Annotated in this window: 27 protein-coding genes and 1 pseudogene; 19 read left to right on the top strand and 9 right to left on the bottom strand. The window is 35.4% G+C overall.

What is annotated here, in order from left to right:
* Positions 1 to 26 precede the first annotated feature (26 nt).
* Complete coding sequence (locus RGT18_RS10715) at positions 27 to 629, bottom strand: TetR/AcrR family transcriptional regulator (protein ID WP_028078190.1); 603 nt, start codon at positions 627 to 629, stop codon at positions 27 to 29.
* 114 nt (positions 630 to 743) lie between these two features.
* Between RGT18_RS10715 and RGT18_RS10710 the strand changes: the two genes are divergently transcribed.
* Together RGT18_RS10710 and RGT18_RS10705 are read left to right on the top strand one after the other, a co-directional pair.
* Positions 744 to 2,822, top strand: coding sequence for an efflux RND transporter permease subunit (locus tag RGT18_RS10710; RefSeq protein WP_028078189.1), 2,079 nt, complete (start codon positions 744 to 746; stop codon positions 2,820 to 2,822).
* 1 nt (position 2,823) lies between these two features.
* Positions 2,824 to 5,124 (top strand): YhgE/Pip domain-containing protein, encoded by a 2,301-nt coding sequence (locus RGT18_RS10705; RefSeq protein ID WP_028078188.1) that lies wholly within the window; start codon positions 2,824 to 2,826, stop codon positions 5,122 to 5,124.
* 194 nt (positions 5,125 to 5,318) lie between these two features.
* On the opposite strand, the gene RGT18_RS10700 is transcribed toward RGT18_RS10705, so the two are convergent.
* Positions 5,319 to 5,741 (bottom strand): PRD domain-containing protein, encoded by a 423-nt coding sequence (locus RGT18_RS10700; protein WP_028078187.1) that lies wholly within the window; start codon positions 5,739 to 5,741, stop codon positions 5,319 to 5,321.
* A 47-nt stretch (positions 5,742 to 5,788) separates the two neighbouring features.
* Here RGT18_RS10700 and RGT18_RS10695 point away from each other — a divergent pair.
* The 4 genes and pseudogenes from RGT18_RS10695 to RGT18_RS10680 form a co-directional block, all read left to right on the top strand.
* Positions 5,789 to 6,061: pseudogene (locus RGT18_RS10695) on the top strand (recombinase family protein); the annotation flags it as partial.
* Between the two features lie 105 nt (positions 6,062 to 6,166).
* A complete protein-coding gene (locus tag RGT18_RS10690; protein ID WP_028078186.1) occupies positions 6,167 to 6,763 on the top strand; it encodes a TetR/AcrR family transcriptional regulator in 597 nt (198 codons plus the stop codon).
* A gap of 18 nt (positions 6,764 to 6,781) precedes the next feature.
* Positions 6,782 to 9,262 (top strand): PEP/pyruvate-binding domain-containing protein, encoded by a 2,481-nt coding sequence (locus RGT18_RS10685; protein WP_028078185.1) that lies wholly within the window; start codon positions 6,782 to 6,784, stop codon positions 9,260 to 9,262.
* Position 9,263: 1 nt separating this feature from the next.
* A complete protein-coding gene (locus RGT18_RS10680; protein WP_028078184.1) occupies positions 9,264 to 10,640 on the top strand; it encodes an MATE family efflux transporter in 1,377 nt (458 codons plus the stop codon).
* 394 nt (positions 10,641 to 11,034) lie between these two features.
* Here RGT18_RS10680 and RGT18_RS10675 read toward each other — a convergent pair whose 3' ends face one another.
* Entirely contained in the window at positions 11,035 to 12,309 is a 1,275-nt protein-coding gene (locus tag RGT18_RS10675) for an IS110 family RNA-guided transposase (protein WP_338176164.1), read from the bottom strand.
* A 313-nt stretch (positions 12,310 to 12,622) separates the two neighbouring features.
* On the opposite strand from RGT18_RS10675, the gene RGT18_RS10670 reads away from it, so the two are divergent.
* Positions 12,623 to 13,045, top strand: a complete 423-nt coding sequence (locus RGT18_RS10670; RefSeq protein WP_028078546.1) for a sigma factor-like helix-turn-helix DNA-binding protein — start codon at positions 12,623 to 12,625, stop codon at positions 13,043 to 13,045.
* A gap of 86 nt (positions 13,046 to 13,131) precedes the next feature.
* The gene (locus RGT18_RS10665) at positions 13,132 to 13,320 is read left to right on the top strand and encodes a hypothetical protein (protein WP_037404195.1); all 189 of its coding nucleotides are present in this window, start codon (positions 13,132 to 13,134) and stop codon (positions 13,318 to 13,320) included.
* A gap of 229 nt (positions 13,321 to 13,549) precedes the next feature.
* Here RGT18_RS10665 and RGT18_RS10660 read toward each other — a convergent pair whose 3' ends face one another.
* The 4 genes from RGT18_RS10660 to RGT18_RS10645 form a co-directional block, all read right to left on the bottom strand.
* Positions 13,550 to 14,704 carry a tyrosine-type recombinase/integrase gene (locus tag RGT18_RS10660; RefSeq protein ID WP_028078545.1) on the bottom strand — a complete coding sequence of 385 codons (1,155 nt, stop codon included), beginning with the start codon at positions 14,702 to 14,704 and terminating at the stop codon, positions 13,550 to 13,552.
* Positions 14,705 to 14,718: 14 nt separating this feature from the next.
* Positions 14,719 to 14,856 (bottom strand): hypothetical protein, encoded by a 138-nt coding sequence (locus tag RGT18_RS10655; RefSeq protein ID WP_156022836.1) that lies wholly within the window; start codon positions 14,854 to 14,856, stop codon positions 14,719 to 14,721.
* Between the two features lie 116 nt (positions 14,857 to 14,972).
* Positions 14,973 to 15,641: a hypothetical protein gene (locus tag RGT18_RS10650; RefSeq protein WP_028078544.1), complete on the bottom strand. Its 669-nt coding sequence runs from the start codon at positions 15,639 to 15,641 to the stop codon at positions 14,973 to 14,975.
* 13 nt (positions 15,642 to 15,654) lie between these two features.
* Complete coding sequence (locus RGT18_RS10645) at positions 15,655 to 16,317, bottom strand: helix-turn-helix domain-containing protein (RefSeq protein WP_051241028.1); 663 nt, start codon at positions 16,315 to 16,317, stop codon at positions 15,655 to 15,657.
* Between the two features lie 99 nt (positions 16,318 to 16,416).
* Here RGT18_RS10645 and RGT18_RS10640 point away from each other — a divergent pair, with 99 nt between their 5' ends.
* From RGT18_RS10640 to RGT18_RS10630, 3 genes are read left to right on the top strand one after another with little or no spacing between them, the layout of a single operon-like run.
* Positions 16,417 to 16,605: a helix-turn-helix transcriptional regulator gene (locus RGT18_RS10640; RefSeq protein ID WP_028078543.1), complete on the top strand. Its 189-nt coding sequence runs from the start codon at positions 16,417 to 16,419 to the stop codon at positions 16,603 to 16,605.
* 50 nt (positions 16,606 to 16,655) lie between these two features.
* Complete coding sequence (locus tag RGT18_RS10635) at positions 16,656 to 16,868, top strand: hypothetical protein (RefSeq protein ID WP_028078542.1); 213 nt, start codon at positions 16,656 to 16,658, stop codon at positions 16,866 to 16,868.
* Positions 16,869 to 16,889: 21 nt separating this feature from the next.
* Positions 16,890 to 17,045: a hypothetical protein gene (locus tag RGT18_RS10630; protein ID WP_156022835.1), complete on the top strand. Its 156-nt coding sequence runs from the start codon at positions 16,890 to 16,892 to the stop codon at positions 17,043 to 17,045.
* A gap of 3 nt (positions 17,046 to 17,048) precedes the next feature.
* On the opposite strand, the gene RGT18_RS10625 is transcribed toward RGT18_RS10630, so the two are convergent.
* Complete coding sequence (locus tag RGT18_RS10625; RefSeq protein WP_028078541.1) at positions 17,049 to 17,390, bottom strand: hypothetical protein; 342 nt, start codon at positions 17,388 to 17,390, stop codon at positions 17,049 to 17,051.
* Between the two features lie 63 nt (positions 17,391 to 17,453).
* Here RGT18_RS10625 and RGT18_RS10620 point away from each other — a divergent pair, with 63 nt between their 5' ends.
* Positions 17,454 to 17,645 (top strand): hypothetical protein, encoded by a 192-nt coding sequence (locus tag RGT18_RS10620; protein ID WP_028078540.1) that lies wholly within the window; start codon positions 17,454 to 17,456, stop codon positions 17,643 to 17,645.
* 4 nt (positions 17,646 to 17,649) lie between these two features.
* On the opposite strand, the gene RGT18_RS10615 is transcribed toward RGT18_RS10620, so the two are convergent.
* Positions 17,650 to 18,303 (bottom strand): DUF4145 domain-containing protein, encoded by a 654-nt coding sequence (locus RGT18_RS10615; protein ID WP_028078539.1) that lies wholly within the window; start codon positions 18,301 to 18,303, stop codon positions 17,650 to 17,652.
* Between the two features lie 48 nt (positions 18,304 to 18,351).
* On the opposite strand from RGT18_RS10615, the gene RGT18_RS10610 reads away from it, so the two are divergent.
* The 7 genes from RGT18_RS10610 to RGT18_RS10580 all read left to right on the top strand — a co-directional run bounded on the left by RGT18_RS10610 (position 18,352) and on the right by RGT18_RS10580 (position 22,429).
* Complete coding sequence (locus RGT18_RS10610; RefSeq protein WP_028078538.1) at positions 18,352 to 19,089, top strand: phage antirepressor KilAC domain-containing protein; 738 nt, start codon at positions 18,352 to 18,354, stop codon at positions 19,087 to 19,089.
* Between the two features lie 14 nt (positions 19,090 to 19,103).
* A complete protein-coding gene (locus RGT18_RS10605) occupies positions 19,104 to 19,379 on the top strand; it encodes a hypothetical protein (protein WP_028078537.1) in 276 nt (91 codons plus the stop codon).
* Positions 19,380 to 19,668: 289 nt separating this feature from the next.
* Entirely contained in the window at positions 19,669 to 19,830 is a 162-nt protein-coding gene (locus RGT18_RS10600; RefSeq protein ID WP_156022834.1) for a hypothetical protein, read from the top strand.
* A complete protein-coding gene (locus RGT18_RS10595; protein ID WP_051241027.1) occupies positions 19,818 to 20,771 on the top strand; it encodes a YqaJ viral recombinase family nuclease in 954 nt (317 codons plus the stop codon). Before RGT18_RS10600 ends, RGT18_RS10595 begins: the two co-directional genes overlap by 13 nt.
* Positions 20,768 to 21,556, top strand: a complete 789-nt coding sequence (locus RGT18_RS10590; protein ID WP_037404193.1) for a recombinase RecT — start codon at positions 20,768 to 20,770, stop codon at positions 21,554 to 21,556. Before RGT18_RS10595 ends, RGT18_RS10590 begins: the two co-directional genes overlap by 4 nt.
* Complete coding sequence (locus RGT18_RS10585; RefSeq protein ID WP_037404190.1) at positions 21,549 to 21,980, top strand: RusA family crossover junction endodeoxyribonuclease; 432 nt, start codon at positions 21,549 to 21,551, stop codon at positions 21,978 to 21,980. The genes RGT18_RS10590 and RGT18_RS10585 overlap by 8 nt, the downstream gene beginning before the upstream one ends.
* The gene (locus RGT18_RS10580) at positions 21,977 to 22,429 is read left to right on the top strand and encodes a single-stranded DNA-binding protein (protein ID WP_028078534.1); all 453 of its coding nucleotides are present in this window, start codon (positions 21,977 to 21,979) and stop codon (positions 22,427 to 22,429) included. Before RGT18_RS10585 ends, RGT18_RS10580 begins: the two co-directional genes overlap by 4 nt.
* Positions 22,430 to 22,439: the final 10 nt, after the last annotated feature.

Genomic DNA, 22,439 nt, shown 5'->3' with positions numbered 1-22,439 from the left:
TGAATGCATGTTATATGATCATCCTTTTAATTTTGAATATGTAGTTTGATGATTGCTCGTATGCTGCGATTTAAGTAAGGTTTAAGTGCATCAAAGGACATGGGATCATGATCAAGAATTGCTCGATAAGATGTTGAACTGGCAAGTTCAATGATTAAAAATAACATTGTATCAATTGCGTCGATTTGCAGTTCCGTATGCGAATGTACCAACTCCATAAACAAGGAATATGCTGTTTTTTCACTTGTATTATCATTCGCAATTGCCTTTTGATAAATTCCCCAACTGAGATTTTTGGCAATAAACCTCAGCAATAACGGGTTTTTCTGCATGATGTTCAAAACATAATCGACGATAAAAATGATTTGTTCCGTAAAGTCGGAGATGTTTTTCTTTTGCAATGCATACAGTGCCTCTAAAAAAAACTTTTCGGCGGTACGTGCAATCAGGACATCACGTACCTGATGTTTATCTTTGAAATACAGATAGAACGTACCTTTTGCGACACCGGCTTTCATGACGATATCCGAAACAACAGTATTTTCGAATCCTTTGTTCAAAAATAGATCATATGCACTTTCTAAAAGAGAGCGCTGTTTTTTTTCTTTGTTATCTGCCAATTTTCCCATGACATTATTTTAACATATTTTCAATTTATTTATTAAAAAGATTGACTAAAAGTCATTTTTGTACTACATTAATCGAGTCGAATGACCAATAGTCATTTTTGAAAGAAGGTATTTATGAAGAATTTTGGGAAAGGAATTGTAAAGCATAGAGTACTGATATTGATTATTTCTTTGATACTCTTCATTCCTTCCATGTTCGGTTACCTGCATACACGAGTGAATTATGATATTCTTTCGTATTTGCCAAGTGACATTGAAACAATGAAGGGGCAGGACATATTAAAAGAGAACTTTGGTAAAGGCGGCTTTGCAATCGAAGTGATGGACGGTATGTCAATGAAGGATATTACTCATCTGCAAGAAGAAATCGAAAAGATTGATGGTGTAGATGATGTTATCTGGTATGGAAAACTTGCGGATCCATCGATTCCGATAAATGCTTTACCGAAAAAGATTACGGAGAATTTCAGCGAAGATGATTCATCACTGATGGCAATTTTCTTTAAGGAAGGTACTTCCAGTGACGCAACGATTCATGCAGTAGAACAGATTCGCAAACTGTCGGATAAACAAGTTCATGTAAGCGGAATGTCTGCGGTTGTATTGGATATTCAGAAATTATCTGAGAGCGAAGCACCGATTTACGTAATATTAGCGGTGATATTAACATGTATTGTCATCGCGATATTTATGGACGCATGGATTTTACCGATCTTCTTTATGCTTAATATCGGGATGGCTGTCCTATATAACCTCGGATCCAATATTTTCTTGGGACAAATCAGTTACATAACGAAAGCATTGGCTGCAGTATTGCAGTTAGGTGTAACTTTGGACTATTCGATATTCTTGTGGCACAGTTATGAAGAACAACAGGAAAAAGGGCTTGCAAGAGATGAAGCAATGGCACAGGCAATTAACAGTACATTATCTTCTGTTGTAGGAAGTTCTACAACAACAGTTGCCGGATTTCTTGCACTATGTTTTATGAGTTTTACATTAGGCAAAGACTTGGGAATCGTGATGGCAAAAGGTGTTGTGCTTGGTGTGATTGCTTGCGTGACAATCTTACCGTCGATTATTTTGGTGTTTGATAAAGTAATTAAGAAAACCAAGCATCGTGTTGTCTTACCGAAGATGGACCATTTTGCAGATTTTGTTGTAAAACACTATAAAGTATTTGTTCTTATATTCTTGATTGTACTAATGCCGGCAACTTATGGTTATCGACGTACACCGGTGTATTATGATTTAACAAATTCCTTGCCGTCGGATTTGCCGTCAATGCAGGCAAATCAAGAGTTGAAGGATAAGTTCGATATGAACGCAACGCATATGATTTTAACAAGTTCTGATTTATCCTATCGCGATAACAAAGAGATGCTTCAACAGTTGGAACAATTACAGGGTGTGAAGTTTGTAATTGGAAAAGATAGTGTCATCGGTCCGGATATTCCACAAGATATGTTACCGCAAAAATTAGAGGATACATTTGAAAGCCATGGTTATCAGTTACTGATTGTACAATCTGCGTATAAGACGGCTTCTGACGAAGTAAATCAACAGATTGATGAAATCAACAGTATCGCGAAGAAATATGATTCAACCGCAATGGTGATTGGCGAAGCACCGTGTACGAAAGATTTGATTTCGATTACCGATAATGATTTTAAAGTAGTCAATTACTTATCGATTGCAGTGATATTCTTGATTATTCTGTTTGTATTTAAGAGTGCATTGATTCCTGTTTTATTGGTGGCAGTCATTGAATTTGCCATCTTCATTAACTTAGGCATTCCGTTCTACACACAAACTTCATTGCCGTTTATCGCTTCAATCGTCATCGGAACGATTCAATTGGGTGCTACCGTCGATTATGCGATTTTGATGACAAATCGGTATAAGAGTGAACGCATTGGCGGGCATACAAAAAAAGAAGCGGTGCAAATTGCATTAGCCACCAGCACAAATTCCGTCATTGTTTCTGCATTAGGTTTCTTTGCGGCAACATTCGGTGTAGGACTTTATTCAAATATTGATATGATTTCATCTCTTTGCTCATTGATGGCAAGAGGTGCCATCGTCAGCATGATTACGGTTCTGCTCATTTTGCCGTCGATGTTGATGGTATTTGATAAATGGATCATTCATACAACGATAGCAATGCGAAAAATATTGAAAGAAGGTAAATAAAATGAAACACATACTCAGAAGAACATTGGCAGTAAGTATATCATTTGCAATGGGAATGATGGTCGTACCGGCAGTTTATGGCGATGATATAAGTTTCAATGAAGATACGATGAAAGATGAAACGGTGTATATTTCAACAGATGCTGATGGCACAACCAAATCGATAACAGTAAATGATGAATTAAAAAACCTGCATGGTTTAAACAGTATCGCGGATATTTCTAATCTCAGCAATATTGTTAATGTCAAGGGTGATGAGTCGTTTAAACAAGACGGAAATCATCTGACATGGAATGGTGATGATGAAAATATCGTTTACCAGGGTACAAGTAATAAAGAACTGCCGGTCGGATATCATGTAAGGTATTTTCTTGATGGTAAAGAAATAAAAGAGAGTGACTTGGCGGAGAAAAGTGGGCATGTTCAGGTTGAATTTGATTTTGAAAATAAGACCAAGGATAAGTTTATTCCGTTTCTGATGCTTGCAGGCATGTATATTAAAGCGGATAAAATTAATGGCTTGACGATTAATCATGGTAAGACATTATCGGATGGTGATAAACAGGCAGTGATTGCGTATGGCTTACCGGGCATTAAACAGGCATTAAAGTTGCAGGAGGATGATATTAGTCTGCCGGAGAGTGCAACAGTGCAATTTGATGTTGAAAATTACAAAGAAAGCCAGATTGCGGTAATTGCAACAAATGAAGTATTTGCAAAGGAATTACCTGCAAGCATGGATAATCTTACCGGTTTGCATGATAAATTAAACAGTCTTCGTTATGCAACGAGCCAACTGGTCGATGGTGGACATCAATTAAAAGACGGCTTAGATCAATTGAATGACAAGACACCTGAACTTGCTTCCGGAATTACGCAACTGGTTGACGGCAGCCAACAGTTGGCAGATGGACAGACGCAATTGCAAGACGGTCTGGTGAAAATAAGTGATGGAACACATGCATTATTAAACGGTGCTCAACAACTGCAAGACGGTATGAATATTGCATATACAAGTACTGCATCACAACTTGAACCCGGCAGTCGACAACTCAGTGACGGTTTAAATCAGATGAATACACAACTGGCAAGTAATTTGCCGATGATGTTACAATCCGTACAGCAGTTAAATCAAGGAGTTGCACAAACAACGAATGCGATTGAGCAATTGGTAAACGGATCATCTGCGAATCACGATCATATTCAGGAAATGAATCAAGGCATTCAGACGATCGCGACAACGATGCAGGCAATGGATACACAAGCACAGACATTGAAACAACTCAGTACAGGCCTAAGACAGATTGCATCAACGATGTCGACAGGAACTATTTCTGCAATCGGTGATGCGACCGGAACGGCAACGGTATCAGGGACAATCGATGTAACGGCAATGAATCAAATGGAAATCAATGAATTACAGAATGTTCTAGGTACATTAAATTCATCATCAGCGGAGTATGCAAGCATACAGAATGTAATCACTTCCTTACAGGGAAAAACAAGTGAAAGCGTATCATTAACGGATACTGTAACAATGCATAATGCAAACGTTACTATTGCCCAAACTGCGACGCTAAGTGCACAGTTAGCAGAATTGGTGAATAACTTGGATGCACTTGCAGATGGTATGTCACAAGAAGCATCTGCATTGAACACAGCATTAAATAATAATGGGGCACAAAGTATTGCCCCGGCATTTAATGCCTTCAGTTTGCAAATGGATACAACAGTTCAATCACTTACAGCATTAAACACTCAGATAAATCCCGCTTTAACAAACGGTATGAATCAACTTTCGCAAGGATTGAATGACTTCGCACAGCAATCAGGAAACGGTTTAAACCGGTTGAGTGCAGGTGCGATGCAGTTACATGCAGGTATAGAACAACAGTTATTGCCGGGCCTATCTCAATTGTCCGATGGTAGTGTACAGTTGAATTCCGGATTGAATATTTTGGGAAACAATACAGTACAAGTGGTAAATGGAAGTTCACATCTGGCAGACGGTACAATGACATTGTATGGAGGATTATCTGCCTTACAACAAAAAATACCGACTTTGACGGATGGTATTGCAAAGTTGAATGACGGATCTGTATCTTTGAGCAATGGTTTAGATGCATATCAACAAGAAGCAATCGAACCGCTTATAAGTAAGTTGGAAGATGATCTGATTCCAATCATTGAGAAAGCAAAAGATTTGATGAAAGACGCGCAATCATATAATAACTTTTCGGGTATTCATCCTGACATGAAAGGAACTGTAAAGTTTGTATTCATCAAAAATTCTGATAACTGATCAGTAATATATAGAGCAGAATAACGTAGTATTTTGAAAATCAGATAGAACAAAACAATATATAACAAAAAGGCAGAAAACAGTGGATAGATAATCTTGGTGTTATCAATCATGTTAATCTGTCTTTTTATATATTGGAAATAATTAAGTTATTAAAGCATAGGATTTATAGTTGCAAGTATTCTCAGAAATTTTTAAAGTAAAAATATTTCTGCAATATATGCTAATTCATCTTTTGGAACAGTAATACCAAATACTTCATTCACATTAGAAACAGAATTTTCTATTATTCTATATAAGTGGTTATTTTCTTCAATGAATTCTCTGACTTTTTGATATTTGAAAGTATCATTTTTTATAACACGTTCAATCATATTTACAGAATGACAGAGAAATTTGGTTGCTAATTCATTAGAATACTCTAAATTTAAATTTTTTAAGATTTCCGAAAATGAAATCATCAAACAATCGATTGCTTTTTCGCTATTTAAAAATATTAATGTAGGTTCAATGAACTTCTTTAACAGTCTATATAAAAAACTGTTATTTTCCGATTTTTCTGTTAATTCAGTATGAGTGATAGTTGAATGTTTATGATTATATATAATTTGATCCAAGGAGTTATAGAATTAAGAAGAACACTTCATCACTACTTGAGTGAAAAATGTTTTGCTTAATTCTTTTTTTTATTGAAGAATTTGAGCGAAAGGAGGTAATCGTGAGAAATTATGAGAAAATAACCGCTTTGTATGAGAGGTTGAGCCGAGATGATGAACTACAAGGCGAGAGCAATTCTATCATCAATCAAAAGAAAATTTTGGAAGAATAAGCAAAGAAAAATCATTTAGAGAACATTATTCATTTTACCGATGACGGAATCAGCGGAACACAGTTTGACAGACCGGGATTTATGGCAATGATGAACGGAGTCAATGAATAAAAAATAAAATATTCATTGACTTTTATGTTTGCTGGTGCTATGATATCTATGAATAAAAAATGAAAAATTCATAGATGCGTTTATAATATTTGGAGGCTTAAAATGGCAAAAGCATTTACAGAAGAAGAGAAGATTAAAATAAAAGAAGATATTATGGAAACAGCTCTTGATTTGTTTCATGAAAAAGGGAAAAAATCCCTTAGTATTTCAGAACTGACAAAAAGAGTAGGGATAGCTCAAGGAAGCTTCTATAATTTTTGGAAGGACAAAGAATCTCTCATTATTGATTTAATGGCATATAGATCCATACAGAAATTGAATGACATAGAAAAAGAATTCTCAAATTCATTAACAAATCCTAAAAAATTTCTTTCAGATGTGATTTATAAGTATGCCATAGATATTATCCTGAAGATTAAAACGCAGCCTATTTATCAAGAGGCATTTAAAATATTTGCAAGTCAAGATTCAAAGAAAGTAAACAGAGTAGAAAATCTTTATGGAGATTTTGTAGACAGGTTAATAGAGTATTGGTACAAAAATAATGCAGTAAAAACTGTGGACAAGCAAGGATTATCCAATGCTTTTGTTGGTAGTTTTGTTCTATGTTCAAATTATATTCATTTCAATGAAGATACATTTGAGGAAGTACTACATATCTACATAGAGAGTATTGTTAGCAGGTATGTAGAAATATAGTAAAAAAGGGAGAACATTATGATACTGAATTTTGATGAGATAAAAAAGGAAGATGTGTTAATTGCTGGAGGGAAAGGTGCTAATCTTGGAGAAATGACCTCTGCAAAAATAAATGTTCCAAGAGGATTTGTAATTACAGCAGATGCTTATAGAGATTTTTTAAAGGAAAATAGCATTGATATTTTTATTGAAAATGAAATTAAAAAATCAAGGAATGATGAAAAAGCTCTATTAAATGCAGCTGATGATTTTAGAACAAAGATAAAGTCCGGTAAATTTCCTACACTACTTGAGAATGCAATAAGAGAAAAATATTTTAATCTTGGAGATAATGTAAGAGTTGCTGTGCGTTCATCTGCAACAGCAGAAGATTTGCCGGATGCAAGTTTTGCAGGACAACAGGAAACTTATTTAAATGTACGAGGCTTAGATGATGTATTAGAAAAGGTGCGTAGTTGTTACGCTTCTTTATGGGGTAACAGAGCTGTGAGCTATAGATTACATCAAGGTTATGGCCAAAGCTCTGTTTCGATTGCTGTTATTATTCAGGAAATGGTAGAAAGCGAAAAAGCAGGTGTTTTGTTTACTGTGAATCCGGTAAGCAAAAAAGAAAATGAGATGCAAATCAATGCGAGTTATGGTTTAGGAGAGAGTGTTGTAAGCGGAAGAGTTACAGCAGACAGCTATATTGTTGACAAAAATGGAGAAATTATTGAAGTAGCTATTGGAAGCAAGGAAACACAGATTATATATGGAGAGAAAAACACGGTAGAGGTGAAGGTAGATGACAATGATCGAAAAAAACGAGCATTAAATGATACGGAAATATCAGAGCTAATAAAGTCTGGTTTGAAAATTGAAAAGCATTATAAAATGCCAATGGATATTGAGTGGGCAATTAAAGATGATGAAGTATATATTTTACAGGCAAGAGCTATTACTACTTTGAAAAGTTCTATCAATCACATATCTGAAGATAATTTAGTACAAAAATATACAAAGGGTAAAAAAATCAATAGAAGTACACGAGAAGTGATGTCATTTTTTTTAGAAAAAATGCCTTTTGCACATAGAGCGCTTGACTTCGACTATCTGGCAGCAATAAATGATCAGAAAGTTAATATTTTATTAGAAGGCGGAATTGTTTTACCAAGAAATCCAATTATAGATGATGATGGAATACAAACTTTTTCTGACGCAGGTAAGCGCATCAATAAAAATATATTTAAGTTTTTTAAGATTTTAAAAAATATGAAAGATTTTAATGGTTGCTATCATAAGTGCAAAGATTTTATGAAAATATATGAGTCTAAAATAGAAAAAATTAAGCATTTAAATTTTGAAAACATGACATTAGAAGAATACAAAAATTTTATGGAAGATAGCTACATTCTTTTGCAAAAATTGGCTTATGACAGATTCAAATACGCTTTATTCCCATCTGTTTTAAACGATAAAAAATTCACTAAAATAATCAAAAAAGCAAATGCTAATTATTCATCATTTGATTTTTATTGGAATTTGGATAACAAAACATCAGCAGTTACAAATGATATTTATAAAATGGCTTGTGAGATAAGAAAAAATGAATCTTTAAAAAGAGCTATTATATCCGGAGAAAGTTATAAAGAATTATATGAAAATTATGATGACTTTAGAGATATAACAGATAAGTTTATGCGAGATAACGGATTTAAATCTGATTATAATTGCTATTGTTTATCTGCAAAAACATTTATTGAAGATCCTGATAGGCTAATAAATATATTAAGACCTATATTAAATACGGATGAAAATAGTGATGAGATTAAGCAAGGGAAAGATTTTTCCAAGTTAATGATAAGGCTAAAAGAAATTTATGGAAACAAGTATCAAGATATAGAAAAACAAATAGAATATTTCAGATATTTTCATGTGGTTCGTGAAGAAAGCCAATATATCTGGGAAACCTTATTTTATTATGTAAGACAATGTGTCAAAAGAATAAACTACATTCTTCTTGGCAGTGAAGATTATGAAGTTGGGATTGCAAATCTGTTTCATAAAGAACTTCTGGAGGTGATGAATAGGGGCAGCTTAAATGAATCAGATAAGGAAAAAATAAATAGGAGAAATGAAAAATTTCCTTTAGCAATAAAAGTATGGGATGCATCAAAATTGTTAATTTTTGAAACAAATGGTGATGTCCTAAAGGGGGTAAGTGGAAGTGCCGGTATTGCAGCCGGAAAAGTGTGCATAATAAATAGTCCGAAAGAATTTTATAAGATGCAAAAAGGCGATATTTTAGTTTGCCATCTCACTGATCCGGAGTGGACACCGTTATTTAAGCTGGCAAGTGCAGTTGTGGCTGATACGGGAGCGGCATTAAGCCATGCTGCAATTGTTGCAAGGGAGTTTAATATTCCGGCAGTGCTTGGTGTGGGCTTTGCAACTACAAAATATAAAGATGGGGATATGATTCAAGTAGACGGTAATAAAGGTGTAGTTAGAGGTTTGTAGCATGAACTCAAGTAATAATAAAAAAGAATTTAGAAGAAAAGCTATTTTAAACGATGCTCTTCTACCATTATTAGTGAAAACTTCTATTCCTACCATTATAGGTATGCTCGTCATGGTAATTTATAATCTGACTGATACATTTTTTGTCGGTATTTTAAATAATAAATCCATGATAGCTGCTATCGGTATTGTGTTTAGCTTTATGAGTTTTATTCAAGCTATTGGCTTTTGGTTTGGGTATGGAAGTGGAAACATAATGTCAAAAAAGATTGGAGAAAATGAAGAAAAGGAAGCAGAAATTATATCGTCTATTGGAATTCTCTTTGCTATTGTCATTGGTATTTTAATAGCTATTTTATCATGGTTTTTTGTTTTACCGCTGTCAAAATTTATAGGTGGAAGTGCTTCTGAAAACTTGTTGAATTTCACAGTAGAGTATCTAAAGGTAATTATTATCAGCATTCCGTTTGGGCTTTATTCTATTACGCTTTACAATCAATTAAGACTTTGTGGGAATGTGAAAGATGGAATGATAGGATTATTGATAGGAATGGTTGTCAATATGGTTCTGGATCCTGTATTGATGTTTGGGTTTAAATTCGGCTTTATTGGAGCCGGATATGCAACATTGATAGGACAAATTACAGGCTGCATCGTATTAACGAATTTATCAGAAAAAAATGGAAATATTGCTGTTGACTTAAAAAAAGCAAGGATAAATAAAGATAGAGTATATCATATTTTGGCAGGAGGAATGCCTAATTTTTCAAGACAATCTATTACAAGTATCGCTTTAATTTTACTGAATGTTGTAGCCGCAAAATACGGTGATGGTGTTATAGCAGCATTAACAATAAGCTCAAGGATATTAGCATTAGCATATATGATAATGATAGGCTGGGGTCAGGGTTTTCAACCTATCTGTGCGATGAATTACGGGGCAAAGCAATATGATAGAGTCAAAAAGGCTTTTAAATTTGCAGTAATAGGAGGTACTTTATTTTTAATTATAGCGGCTATTTTGTTATATGTTTTTTCTGAACCACTTATTAAAACAATGTCAAATGATAATGAAGTTATTTTAGTCGGTGCAGAGATACTGCGTATGCAATGTATTACAATGCCACTTTTAGGATACTTTGCGATTAGTAGTATGCTAATGCAAAATATTGGACAATATTTTTGGGCATCAATAATTTCAATTTCACGACAAGGAATATTTTATATTCCGTTATTATATATTTTATCAAATATCTTGGGGCAATTTGGAATATATTTGCTTCAACCAGTGGCAGATGTTTTATCATTTGGTTTAGCTGTTATCGTAGTTAGGAAAATAAAATTTGCTAATGATAAATGCAAAAAAGATGGCATTTAAAGTTTATAAAAGATTTATTCAGGAGGAAAAAATATGTAGCTAATTAATGGAGGGATAAATAATGGAAACACTAAATTCTGTTATTCACATAAGATATATTTATCCTTTTTTATGTTTGTAATTGCTTACACATAGCAATATCATTTTATCAAAACCAATAAAGTAGAAAATCATATAAAGTATTAGTTTTTAACCTAAGAGGACATTTTACGCCAAAGTGTAGAAGTCCTCCTTTTTTTATTCTCAAAAAGCAAAAACAGAGAGCATAAAAACTTGATAACTTAAGTCAAGAAGAAATTTCTAATCTTTAGTGATTTCTTCTTTTTCGTTTTGTGCATTATTAAAACAAGAGAAATTATATCTCCCATTTTGCTAGATTAGGTTTATACTGTTGCTAAGAATGATATAGAGTACCATTCTTACATAGGCTATAGATTATGACCAGTAATTTATGAGCACTAGCAGTATAGGCAGCTTTAGACGACAATGGGCATTGGGTCTGCTGTCTTTTCTTTTTGGTGAATTCATATAGTGGATCTTCTTTGCGCAATCGATAATTACATTGTGCACCAAGGTATAAAAGGCATCGCAAATGCTTATTGCCTTTCTTTGATATCTTGAGATGCAGTCCATCAATATCTCCGGATTGTTGTATCTTTGGATTCAAGCCTGCATATGCCACGATAGCCGCTCTGTTATCAAATCGGCTTACATCTCCAAGCTCTGCTATGATACGGGCTGCCAGATTCTCTCCGATTCCAACAATACTAACAACAGATGCAAAATAAGGACATGTTCGTGCTATCTCTATCATTTCCTTCAATAGTGAATCGCATTTTTTCTTCTGTTCCTGCACGTTCTCTATCAAGCTTGGCAACTTGACTACTTCTATATCATCGATATCACATCCTGAATAGCACTCCTTTGCCTTCTCGTAGATCTTATGTACGATTCTTTCTGTATATCCTTTTAAATGACCTGTACGATGCCCAACGGTCTTAACGATGGTATCCTCTCTATGGCCCAATAGTAAGGATGGATGAGGATATCTTTTTAATATCTCCATTGGGATTGGATCATACAGATTTTGATTCCCTTTAAAGGTCTTATCAATCCTTGGATATATGATATCCAGCATGGATCTCAAACTCACTTTGCGTTTCCGAAGATGAACCAACTCACTTTCATATATACGGCTCAATTGATAGAGTCTTTTGTACTCTTGTGGTTGTGCTTGATATTGTCTTAGTTCCTTCTCACAATAGTACGCTTTTGCGATATGTGCACAGTCTAATGCGTCTGTCTTATTACTATGTAGGGAGGTCTTGCGATAGGTCGCAGATAATAATGGAGAAATGATGTAGTACCTTATCTTGTGGTCTTCAAGATATTTTTGTAGTGGTCGATGATAGACACCTGTAGCCTCAAAGATAACTGGTATATCTTCTCGTTCTGTCTTAGCTTCAAGGTCTTTGATAGTTTGCCCTAATTTCTGGAAACCATCGATCGTAGCTGAAAGCTGCTTTGGTTTTCGCATTGGATGTCCATTCTCTATGAAGGGCTGGTAGTGACAGGAACCCTTTGATACATCCACTGTAATGATTGGTCCTTCCATGATGGAATACTCCTTTCTTTCTGATATGCATAATGTCTTGGTAAACTTCCCCATCCCCACATCCGACTATTTTTCTGGTTTATATACGACATATCTAGCTGTTTCCTGGATTGTCATCTTGATAAAGCAGCCTAAGAATATAGGAGGGAAGCAGAACGCTTTTTATGACGGACTCAATGATATCACTGGTCTAAAAGAAGGTACGTTCTCACTTTACCCAGACCAATTCCCATACATGCCTGTACGAGAAAGGCCAGAAACATTCTAGTGTCCCTGACCTCTATATCATATTCTTCTTCTGAAGTTTTTTCTCTGAAATCAGGACTAGATTATTCCTGATTTCATAATAGAAAAGGAGGAATACTGGGTGGATAAAGATAAAAGAGAATATTTCATTTATGTCAAAGGAAAAGCTGTACCTGTCAGTGAAGAAGTATACAAAGCCTACTGGAAGATAACGGAGCATGAAAAATATCTTCAGAGAAAGGATTGGAAGTATGACGTAATTCCATTTTCAGCAATGGATTATGACGGACACTTTGTAGACAACATCACAGATGAAAGAATAGACATAGAAAAAATTGTAGAAGTCAAAATGCAGATTGAAGAATTAAACAAGGCGTTGGCAACACTCACAAAAAAAGAAAGAGAGCTGATAGAAGCCATTTTCTACAAAGAAGAAAGTCTAAGGGCAATCGGTAAAAAGGAAAAAGTAAGTTATCAAGCAATCGGAAAAAGGAGGGATAAGATTTTAGAAAAACTAAGAAAACTTTTAGAAGATAAATTCTAAAGAGATGGGAAAGGTTAAGTATCTAAAAAAGGTGCTTAGCCTTTCTTTATTTGGAACGCAACAATATTGAAACGGAGGAATGAAAAATGAAAGAGTTAGAGAATGTAATGAGCCAGTTGGAAAGAGAAACCAAGAAAAAAGAACAGGCGGAAAACAAGATTAAGCTATTAAAACAGAAAAAAAGTAAACTTAAAAGGAATGCTGAAACAAAAAGAAAGGTACAAAAAGGTGGAGTATTTGAAGCCTTTGAAAGAGAAATTACAAGTCCACGTTAAGTTAATTAAGCCAATTTATTTAATAAAAACCCAACATTATGAAGGGTTCGACTTTGATTTGAATGGTGTGCTCGATGACATAAATTACCACTTAAGAAAAACTATTGCATGCATGTTAGAAAGATGTCAAACGACTGTATTTATCGAATGTTTTTACATTCTATGTATTAACTAAGTATTCAAAATATATTGAATAAATTCGGTAATAGTTCTCCGAAAGTTCTCCAAATTATAGTTCTCTATCTTCAATCGCTTTTAGCTTATCTTCTTCTGTAGCATATGCATAATACAAGCTCATATTTTCTGTGGCGTGTCTCATCAAAGATTGGATGACCTTAGGATTAACGTTGGCTGCAAACAGATCGCTACTGAATAGGTGGCGTAACATGTACTGATTGAACGTAAAACCATATTTTGCTTTACACTTCTTTGAGACATTAATGACATATGTGCTCACCGCACTGATTTCAAAAGGTAATCCGTCAACATCGAGAAACAGTAGATCAGGACTTTGTGACCAGGATAATAATTTTTCGAGTATAGGCTTTAATGTACTGGAAATCGGAACCGTAGCATTAGAGAACTCTGTCTTTACAGGGATGATCATTCGCTTAGTATTTGTATCTGATCCAACAGATTTACATACGTGTATCTGCATAGTGTTTAAATCAATGTCTGAACGCGATAGGGCATATACTTCCTGTGGCCTGAGTCCTGTATGCAGCATGATTCTGCATGCATACCAAATCGCTATAGAACGATGACGCCCTGCAGCTGTGTGTGAGTTATACATGAGTAGCTCATCCGCAAATTTCTCAAAATTCTCATGAGTGATAATGGTACCACGTTTCTTTTCGATTACTTTTGATTTAGGAATAACAACCATTGCTGATCTATCAACAACCGGAATCTCTGAAAGCAGCGCTACTTTATAGATTTGTCTCCAAACACTCATAGCGTGCTTTACTTGATTCTGCGAGTGTGTCTTGCAGTATTCATTAATGGAGCGCTGGACATCTTCCGTTGTTACTTTAAGTATATTTTTGTGTCTCAAACCTTCAGGAATCAAAGCTCTGTACAAGCAGTCGTGTCGTTCTTTTGTCTTGATCGAGAATTGTAATAGAAAAGCAGTTTTGTCATAACATTCTTGTACGGTATAGAAAGCTTGCTTTGAATGTTTGTTAAGGCTAATTTCTTCCTGAAGTTTGTTGCGCGCAATGATTGCTGCAGTCTTGGCCAACTTCTTATCACCACCATACTCTGAAGCGTAGAAGCGACCGCCGTCAATCGTTCTACGAGCTCCGGATTCATAGGCTTTTGCTACAACTCTGTAGCCATCACCTTTAGTCTTAGATGATATTTCAACAATCCATTTCTCTTTCATTTGTTTTCTCCTTCCTAAGATTTTCTATAGTTATTATCAAAATAGTCCGCAAACGCTAGATGCAGTACTTCCATTAAGTGCTCGCGTTCTGTTGGTGACATCTTGTAGAGCGCTGCTTCAATTTCATCAAGATATTTTTCTATTTGTTCCATATAACACTCCTTTCGTGTTAAAATCAAGTACAGTAAAAGCACTTGGTTGTGAGTTTACTGCCTGTCCGACTGTTGGTAGCAGTCGGATTTTTTTATTTATCTCCTTCTTCTCTTTCTTAATAACATTTCTCTGCTATATCTTCAGGATTCCCTTTATCGTCATTTTCTAAATTTGGGTAGTATGAATATACTGAGATATAGCATGTGCTATTATGCCCACCATCAATAAATATTTCAGGAGGTATAAGCGGAAATTTTTTTGATGTTCCGGATAATGAGTAGATTTTTTTATTAAGTTTTTTACATTTTGGACAGTTGCCATGAGTAAACACTTGGACTAAATCGTTTTTAGTTTTCTTTGAAATCTCAATTTGTTTTGCAATTAATTTTAGATTTGTAAGTCTGCGATCTCTAAACTCTGGATGCCTAGCATAAATATTATCTTCTTCTAACTTAGCTAACGCTTTATCACCTGTTAGCGCAATATATTTTGGTAGTCTTAAGTAATCTTTTTCTAAAAGGAAAGGATTACTTTCATAATCAGACAGCTCGTTAGATTTTCTCAAACAAGCAATTGCTAAGTCTAACTTTCCATTTCTTTTATGCTCTGTAGCTTTTCTTTGTAAGATATACCAAATAGCATCCTTTAGATCATTGCCAGTATTATAGTCTTTTGCAGGGACGGGAATTGCTTTGATACCTTCCAAAGTCTCCATATCGTATTTTTTTGATTTTTGATTATATTTACTGGATAGTCGTTCCATAAAACCGAGTAATTTTTTCATAATGTCTATCCTCTTATTGATTTATTTCTTTATATATTCCTTTTAGCAAGCCAAGCACAATAAAATCATTGGTTATGATGGGCTTATATTCATCGTTACAGGGTTGCAATATCGCAGTGCTGTCAGCAAATAAGACTTTTTTAAGCATTACTTCATTTGTCTCTGTTAAAAGTACGCACGCTATTTGTCCGTTATCCACGGTGTTTATCTTTTTAAAAAAAGCGATATCTCCATCATGGATGTTTGCATTTAGCATACTGTCGCCTTGAACGTGTAAAGCAAAATCTGCTTTGATGTGGCCGTCTACAGATATATAATCATCATAATTTTCTTCACACCATACACCATCTCCTGCGCATAAAGTTCCAAGTATAGGAATTTTCTTGATTTTACGAACGGGAATAATGCCTGGGATGCTGGATGGGTCGGGCTCATTAGATAAGCTGATTTCATCATCCCCCATTAGGGGTATCAAATCATCAATTGACATACCCATTCCATTAGCAAGTTTTTTGAGCGTGTCTATCGATGGAGCTAATGACTTTCCGGTAGAAGGGTTTATTCCAGATTCAATAAAACCTATATAGGCTTTACTTACTCCACACCTTTTCGCCATTTCTTCCATGCTTATTTTATGAAGATTTCTAAAATCTTTTAGTATTTTGCCTAATTTCATATGTTTACCTCTTTGTTAAATTTATTATACATCTTTTTGACTAATTTGCTTGACATTTAAAGTCTAACTTATTAGACTTTTATCAGGAGGTGAACAGAGATGCAATACAAAGTAAAAGAATGGCGAGAAAAGCTCGGACTATCTCAGGAAGAACTCGCGAAAAAGGCTGGAATATCTCGACAGATTATAGTAAATCTTGAATCTGATAAGGCCGGCAATACAACAGCGATAACATTAAAAAAGATTGCTGATGCACTTGATCTAAAGATATCCGATATTTTTTCTTGAACCAAAAGACTAATAAATTAGACAAAAGTAGAAAGGAGAAGGATATATCGATGAACAAGCAAAAAATAAGAATTGAGGATTATGACGGAATCGGAAGAATCTTTATTGATGACGTAGAACTGCAAAATGTTGTTGGCTACGAATTAAAAAGATGTGCTTCTGAAACAACACATCTATTGATTCGAATCGTTACAAATGAAAAAGATTTAGATTTGAATTTTTCCGCTAACAACATTCGCAATGATTTGAGCGGCAATGCTTGAAAGGAAGGAGGAAACGCACGTATGTCAGAAAAGCAAGAGTTACTTATTAATTTAGTCGCAAGCCTTCAATCTCTAATTCCGGATGAAGGGCTAAATGACTATGGAAAAGGGTATAAAAAAGGAATTCAAGATTGCTTCAATTTAGTAAAAAAGACATTACTTGAATCCCCAAAATAAAGATTACTGTTTTTTCGCAGGAAATTTTTTGGACAACTCTTGTAACTTTGAAATTTCGATTTCGCCTGTCACTAATTTGTTGAAAACATTTCCGATTGCTCCAGCCATTGCGTTGTTCATCACTTCATCCTTTGTGGCGTTTGAACGTGCTGTCAACATTTCTAAATCATGCTGATGTTTTTGCTTCAAGGCTTCTTGTTCCGACTCTAATCTCTTAATTTCAATTTCATATTTATGTTCAATATCTTTAATTTTTATCTCTTTATCGCGAATTGCAATTAAGTAACTTAAAAATGATGGAACCAACGCAGTGATGGCTAACTCAACCAAATGAAACCAATCCATTATTATTCACCTCCTTTCAGATTAATTATATGAAAAGGGGTTGTACGAAAGAAAGGAGAAGATATGAAGGAAATAGAACTAAATGATAGATTCAGAGGAATCCGTAAAGTAAACGTTATAGAAATTCTATGTGTTAGGGGTGCGGGGACAGAAAATGACCTTGCAAGATACGTTCATAAGTATTATGAGCAGCGCAATGATGGGAAATTAGAATATCTGTTTACCAAAGATGCTTTAGATGAGGTATCGAATTAAGGAATTATTTTGATTCAGCTATGGTGGCTATGCTCTCATACAATTCTTCTTGTTCGTGACGATCGATATACCATTGCTTAATTATAAGTTCAATAAAGGCTAATAGTTTCTCTGCTTCGTCTACAGTGATATCAACAAGAATCTTATCGCTATCTTCTTTCATGTGAGCACCAATATTACCAATTTTACGTAAACCATTGAGTGCTTTCCATTGTGATGGAGATACCTTAGGTTCGATAGCTGATATTTGCTCATAAAGATTTCCTTTTGTAATGCCCCAGAAATCTTGAATCATTGCCTGTAAACATCTTCTCAAAAGAGTTGCAGAAGCCTTTGGGGATAGATGCAAGATGGCATAAGCTTCTTCATAATCTGTGCGTATATTCGCTGGAACATATTCAGGGAAATTGATGGCTAATGATTTTGGCTTTACTTGGATGTAATCAAACTGTAATAGCTCTCCCCTGCCAGAAAATGAAATTACTGCTTTATGGCAAGTAGGACACTTATAAATATAGGAATCAATCCTTTCAGAATAAGATGGATTTCCGCTTTCAATCATTTTTTCAGAGAGATATGTACCCCTGTTATAAAAGGTATTTTCAGAAATTAATGGATATGTTTCCCCACAATAGGGACATTTAAAAGAATTACTCATTAACTAAACCTCACTATTTAGCCAAATTATATCAAAGAAAGGATAAATATGAACAATTTACAAACATTCAGTTTTAACAGTCAACCCGTACGAACAGTACAACTAAACAATCAACATTATTGGGTATTGAAAGACGTATGTGATGTCTTAGAACTCAGTAATCCGACAGTAGTCGCAAATAGATTAGAAGATGATGAACGGGCTAAGTTTAACTTAGGGCGTCAGGGTGAAGCGACTGTCATCACAGAAAGCGGATTATATGCGGTCATTCTTCGAAGTGATAAGCCTAATGCAAAGGAATTCAGAAAGTGGGTCACATCAGAAGTCTTGCCAGCAATCAGAAAGAACGGTGTGTATCTAACAGATGAGAAAGCATATGACATTACACATAATCCACAATCACTAGCGGATTTGCTTATGAAAGCTGGTGAGCAGTTAAAGCAAAAGGAAATCATTATTCAAGAAATGAAGCCTAAAGCCTTATTTGCTGATGCAGTAGCAGCAAGTAACTCAAACATACTAATTGGAGATCTAGCAAAGCTAATCAAACAAAACGGACACGATATCGGGCAAAAACGTTTATTCGATTGGCTACGTGATAATGGATATCTAATTAAGTACGGTTCAAGTCGAAATATGCCAACACAGTTAGCTATGAATTTAGGACTATTCAAAGTGAAGGAAAGTACCTTCAGCAATCCGGACGGAAGTGTACGAATTACACGTACAACCAAAGTTACTGGCAAAGGTCAGCAGTACTTCATCAACAAATTTCTCGGAAGTTAGAAAGGGGAGCAAACATGTTAACACCGGAAGACATTCCTAATCTCACATTGATTGATACGGAAGAAATCGCAAATCGACTCCATTGCACAAAGGTGAGAGTTGGATGGTACAGACAAGCTGGACTATTGCGCTATCGCAGATATGGAAGTCAATGCTTAAGTACAGAAGAAGAGTATGCAGAGTTTATCCGTTTAACAGCGGATTGTGATCTAGGAAGCAAAGAAAAAATCAGAATACTTGGCATACAACTAAAAAAAGCGCAGTCCAGCAAGACAAGAGCGCTTAAGTGACATCCACAAAATGTCACTACCATTTTAACACAGAAAGGGTAGAACAATGAAAACAAATAAATTTAGTAATGAAGCATTAAGACTAGGGATTTGCATTTTCTACGGGGCTTTATTTGTAAAGGTCATCGCATTTGTTCTAGGTATCGACTAATGAAAATGTATTGCGAACACTGTCACAGAACATTTGCAGATGACGACATGAAATGGAAAAAGGGATATTACGACTATTCTTATCGGACTTATCCAGTATGCCCATTTTGCTCATCGGAGAATATAGAGGAAAAAGAAGATGGTGCAGAAGATGAAGAGTGATCTAGTGATTATAGAAGAAGATTTCCCATCATTTATCACATCTGAAGAAGATAAATACGAAGAGATGTTTGATGAAGCAATGGAGAATGCACAACTCAATTGGAATAAGAAATACGAGGAAATCAAATGGAGAAATTAACACTTTATAAAAAGCCATTTAGCGGAGATCCAGCAAAGGATAGACATAAGTTTATTGGTGGCAGCGATGCCGGAACGATCATGAATGTCAATCCGTGGAAATCTCAATATGAATTATGGCTAGAGAAAACAGGACAACTAGAACCGGATGATATTAGCGATAAGCTACAGGTTTGGTTTGGCACAGAAGAAGAGGAAATCGTAGCTAAACGATTCTGCTTAGAAACAAGCAAATCTGTACGACGTTCTAACATGACATACCTTTGCAAAGAATATCCATTCTTAGCTGGACATGTTGATCGTATGGTCGTTGGAGAAAATGCTGGTTTGGAATGTAAAACAACGTCTGCATGGAATAAGACGGCTTATCAGGATGGAGAGATACCACCACAGTACTACTGGCAGTGTATGCATTACATGATGCTAACAGGATGTGAGAAATGGTACATCGCAGTCAAAAAAGACAACACACAATTCCATATCCTACAGATTGATCGAAATGACAAGCATATAGACGCGTTATTAAGCGCAGAGAGAACGTTTTGGGATTTGGTGGTAAATAATACTACCCCAGATATAGACGGCTCGGAAAGCACATCTAACGCGCTCCAGAAACGATATCAAAATGATACACAAGATGTGATTGATTTAAGCTACTCAAGCACAGTCACACAATGCTTACAATCAATTCAAGATGTAGATGTACAGATAGATGCTTTGAACAAAATTAAAGCGGAGTATCAAAACAAAATCAAAGCAGAGATTGGTGAGCACGAAGGCGGATTCACAGCTGCTTACAGAGTCTCATGGAAAACGCAAAACAGATCATCAATTGATGCCAAGAGTTTAGAGAGTGACCATCCGGAGATTTACCAAAAATATTTAAAAACAACTCAATCAAGAGTATTCAAAATTACAAAAATTAAGGAGAAAACACTATGACAGAAATTAAAGCAGCTAAGGCACCAGCAACAGTAGCAAAAGCTGGAGTATCAACACAAAATAAAACAATTAAAGACTACATTACAATCATGAAACCGGAGATTGAGAAGGCTCTTCCTTCAACAATTACTCCAGAGCGTTTTACACGTATCACATTATCTGCAGTATCTAACAATCCTAAGCTGCAGGCATGTTCACCATCAACGTTCTTATCTGCAATGATGCAGAGTGCACAATTAGGACTAGAGCCTAACACACCTTTAGGTCAAGCATACTTAATTCCTTATGGAAATAGTTGTCAATTCCAGCTTGGATATAAAGGATTGTTACAGTTGGCATATAATTCTGGACAGATTAAAACTATCCGTACAGAAACAGTATATGAAAATGATGAATTTAAGTATGAGTTAGGGTTGCATTCCGATTTAGTGCATGTTCCAGCAATGAGCAATCGCGGAAACCCTACTGCATACTATGCGGTCATTGAATATACAAATGGTGGATATGGTTTTGAAGTAATGTCTCATGATGATGTATTAGAGCATGCGAAGAAGTTTTCAAAAACTTTCAATAATGGACCATGGCAATCAGACTTTGAAAGCATGGCAAAGAAAACAGTTTTAAAACAAGCTTTAAAATATGCACCACTTTCCACAGAGTTAGTTTCGAAGATCAATACGGACGAAACAGTTAAATCCTCGATTTCTGATCATATGGAAGAAGTTAAGAATGATATTGACTTATCACAAATCATCGATGCAGAAACTGGAGAAATCCATGAATGACATCATTATTACCATTCCAGGTGAACCAAAGGGAAAAGGGAGACCACGTTTTACAAAGCGTGGTTTCACTTATACCCCAAAAGATACTGCAGATTATGAGCGAAAAGTTAGATTCTGTACACAAGGATCATTGCCGATTGGATATGAGCCAACTGATACAGCATTAAAAGTTCAGATACTTGCATACTTTCCAATTCCAAAATCATTCTCAAAACAAAAGCAGCGTGATGCGATTGCATGCAAGCTACTGCCAACTGTTAAACCTGATTCAGATAACATTGCCAAGATTATTCTTGATAGCTTGAATGGCTTAGCATTCTTGGATGATAAGCAGGTAACGGAGTTGTATGTATATAAAGCGTATGATGACAATCCTAGAGTTGTAGTGAGATTGTCAGAAATAAATAAGGAGAGTCACCAATGATTAATAGTGTAGTTTTGGTCGGTAGACTAACTAAGGATGTTGAAATCAGAAAAACGCAAAGCGGATTATCCGTTGCATCGTTCACAGTTGCGTGCGATAGACGATTATCGCAAGCGCAGAAGAACAATAACGAGCAATCAGCAGACTTTATTAACTGTGTTGCATGGCGTGGAAGCGCTGATTTTCTAGGAAACTATGCGCACAAAGGCGATACAGTTGGCGTTGAAGGAAGGCTACAGACACGCAGCTATGATCGTGATGGTCAGAGGGTGTATGTGGTTGAAGTATTAGCAAACTCAGTTAACTTATTGCACAGTAAGCAAACAGTACAATCTCAAGAACAAGCATCATATGAACCACAAGCAACACAGGCACCAAAACCACAGCAAATGTCAGACTTCGATTATCTTCCTAATGTGGAAGTGAATTCTGATGATTTACCGTTCTAAGAGGTGAAGT

Source organism: Solobacterium moorei (genome assembly GCF_036323475.1).
Taxonomy (GTDB): domain Bacteria; phylum Bacillota_I; class Bacilli_A; order Erysipelotrichales; family Erysipelotrichaceae; genus Bulleidia; species Bulleidia moorei.
Note: the sequence above shows the minus strand (reverse complement) of the source record. Positions and strands in the feature narration are given on the sequence as shown.

What these genes read in the sequence shown, in the direction of transcription:
- RGT18_RS10610 (WP_028078538.1), top strand. Translation starts at nt 18,352, where the DNA reads ATGAACAATTTACAAACATTCAGTTTTAACAGTCAACCCGTACGAACA.
- RGT18_RS10675 (WP_338176164.1), bottom strand. Translation starts at nt 12,309, where the DNA reads ATGGGGAAGTTTACCAAGACATTATGCATATCAGAAAGAAAGGAGTAT.
- RGT18_RS10650 (WP_028078544.1), bottom strand. Translation starts at nt 15,641, where the DNA reads ATGAAAAAATTACTCGGTTTTATGGAACGACTATCCAGTAAATATAAT.
- RGT18_RS10685 (WP_028078185.1), top strand. Translation starts at nt 6,782, where the DNA reads ATGATACTGAATTTTGATGAGATAAAAAAGGAAGATGTGTTAATTGCT.
- RGT18_RS10595 (WP_051241027.1), top strand. Translation starts at nt 19,818, where the DNA reads ATGGAGAAATTAACACTTTATAAAAAGCCATTTAGCGGAGATCCAGCA.
- RGT18_RS10660 (WP_028078545.1), bottom strand. Translation starts at nt 14,704, where the DNA reads ATGAAAGAGAAATGGATTGTTGAAATATCATCTAAGACTAAAGGTGAT.
- RGT18_RS10640 (WP_028078543.1), top strand. Translation starts at nt 16,417, where the DNA reads ATGCAATACAAAGTAAAAGAATGGCGAGAAAAGCTCGGACTATCTCAG.
- RGT18_RS10665 (WP_037404195.1), top strand. Translation starts at nt 13,132, where the DNA reads ATGAAAGAGTTAGAGAATGTAATGAGCCAGTTGGAAAGAGAAACCAAG.
- RGT18_RS10625 (WP_028078541.1), bottom strand. Translation starts at nt 17,390, where the DNA reads ATGGATTGGTTTCATTTGGTTGAGTTAGCCATCACTGCGTTGGTTCCA.
- RGT18_RS10620 (WP_028078540.1), top strand. Translation starts at nt 17,454, where the DNA reads ATGAAGGAAATAGAACTAAATGATAGATTCAGAGGAATCCGTAAAGTA.
- RGT18_RS10715 (WP_028078190.1), bottom strand. Translation starts at nt 629, where the DNA reads ATGGGAAAATTGGCAGATAACAAAGAAAAAAAACAGCGCTCTCTTTTA.
- RGT18_RS10630 (WP_156022835.1), top strand. Translation starts at nt 16,890, where the DNA reads ATGTCAGAAAAGCAAGAGTTACTTATTAATTTAGTCGCAAGCCTTCAA.
- RGT18_RS10585 (WP_037404190.1), top strand. Translation starts at nt 21,549, where the DNA reads ATGAATGACATCATTATTACCATTCCAGGTGAACCAAAGGGAAAAGGG.
- RGT18_RS10615 (WP_028078539.1), bottom strand. Translation starts at nt 18,303, where the DNA reads ATGAGTAATTCTTTTAAATGTCCCTATTGTGGGGAAACATATCCATTA.
- RGT18_RS10655 (WP_156022836.1), bottom strand. Translation starts at nt 14,856, where the DNA reads ATGGAACAAATAGAAAAATATCTTGATGAAATTGAAGCAGCGCTCTAC.
- RGT18_RS10680 (WP_028078184.1), top strand. Translation starts at nt 9,264, where the DNA reads ATGAACTCAAGTAATAATAAAAAAGAATTTAGAAGAAAAGCTATTTTA.
- RGT18_RS10605 (WP_028078537.1), top strand. Translation starts at nt 19,104, where the DNA reads ATGTTAACACCGGAAGACATTCCTAATCTCACATTGATTGATACGGAA.
- RGT18_RS10645 (WP_051241028.1), bottom strand. Translation starts at nt 16,317, where the DNA reads ATGAAATTAGGCAAAATACTAAAAGATTTTAGAAATCTTCATAAAATA.
- RGT18_RS10600 (WP_156022834.1), top strand. Translation starts at nt 19,669, where the DNA reads ATGGTGCAGAAGATGAAGAGTGATCTAGTGATTATAGAAGAAGATTTC.
- RGT18_RS10705 (WP_028078188.1), top strand. Translation starts at nt 2,824, where the DNA reads ATGAAACACATACTCAGAAGAACATTGGCAGTAAGTATATCATTTGCA.
- RGT18_RS10580 (WP_028078534.1), top strand. Translation starts at nt 21,977, where the DNA reads ATGATTAATAGTGTAGTTTTGGTCGGTAGACTAACTAAGGATGTTGAA.
- RGT18_RS10635 (WP_028078542.1), top strand. Translation starts at nt 16,656, where the DNA reads ATGAACAAGCAAAAAATAAGAATTGAGGATTATGACGGAATCGGAAGA.
- RGT18_RS10710 (WP_028078189.1), top strand. Translation starts at nt 744, where the DNA reads ATGAAGAATTTTGGGAAAGGAATTGTAAAGCATAGAGTACTGATATTG.
- RGT18_RS10590 (WP_037404193.1), top strand. Translation starts at nt 20,768, where the DNA reads ATGACAGAAATTAAAGCAGCTAAGGCACCAGCAACAGTAGCAAAAGCT.
- RGT18_RS10690 (WP_028078186.1), top strand. Translation starts at nt 6,167, where the DNA reads ATGGCAAAAGCATTTACAGAAGAAGAGAAGATTAAAATAAAAGAAGAT.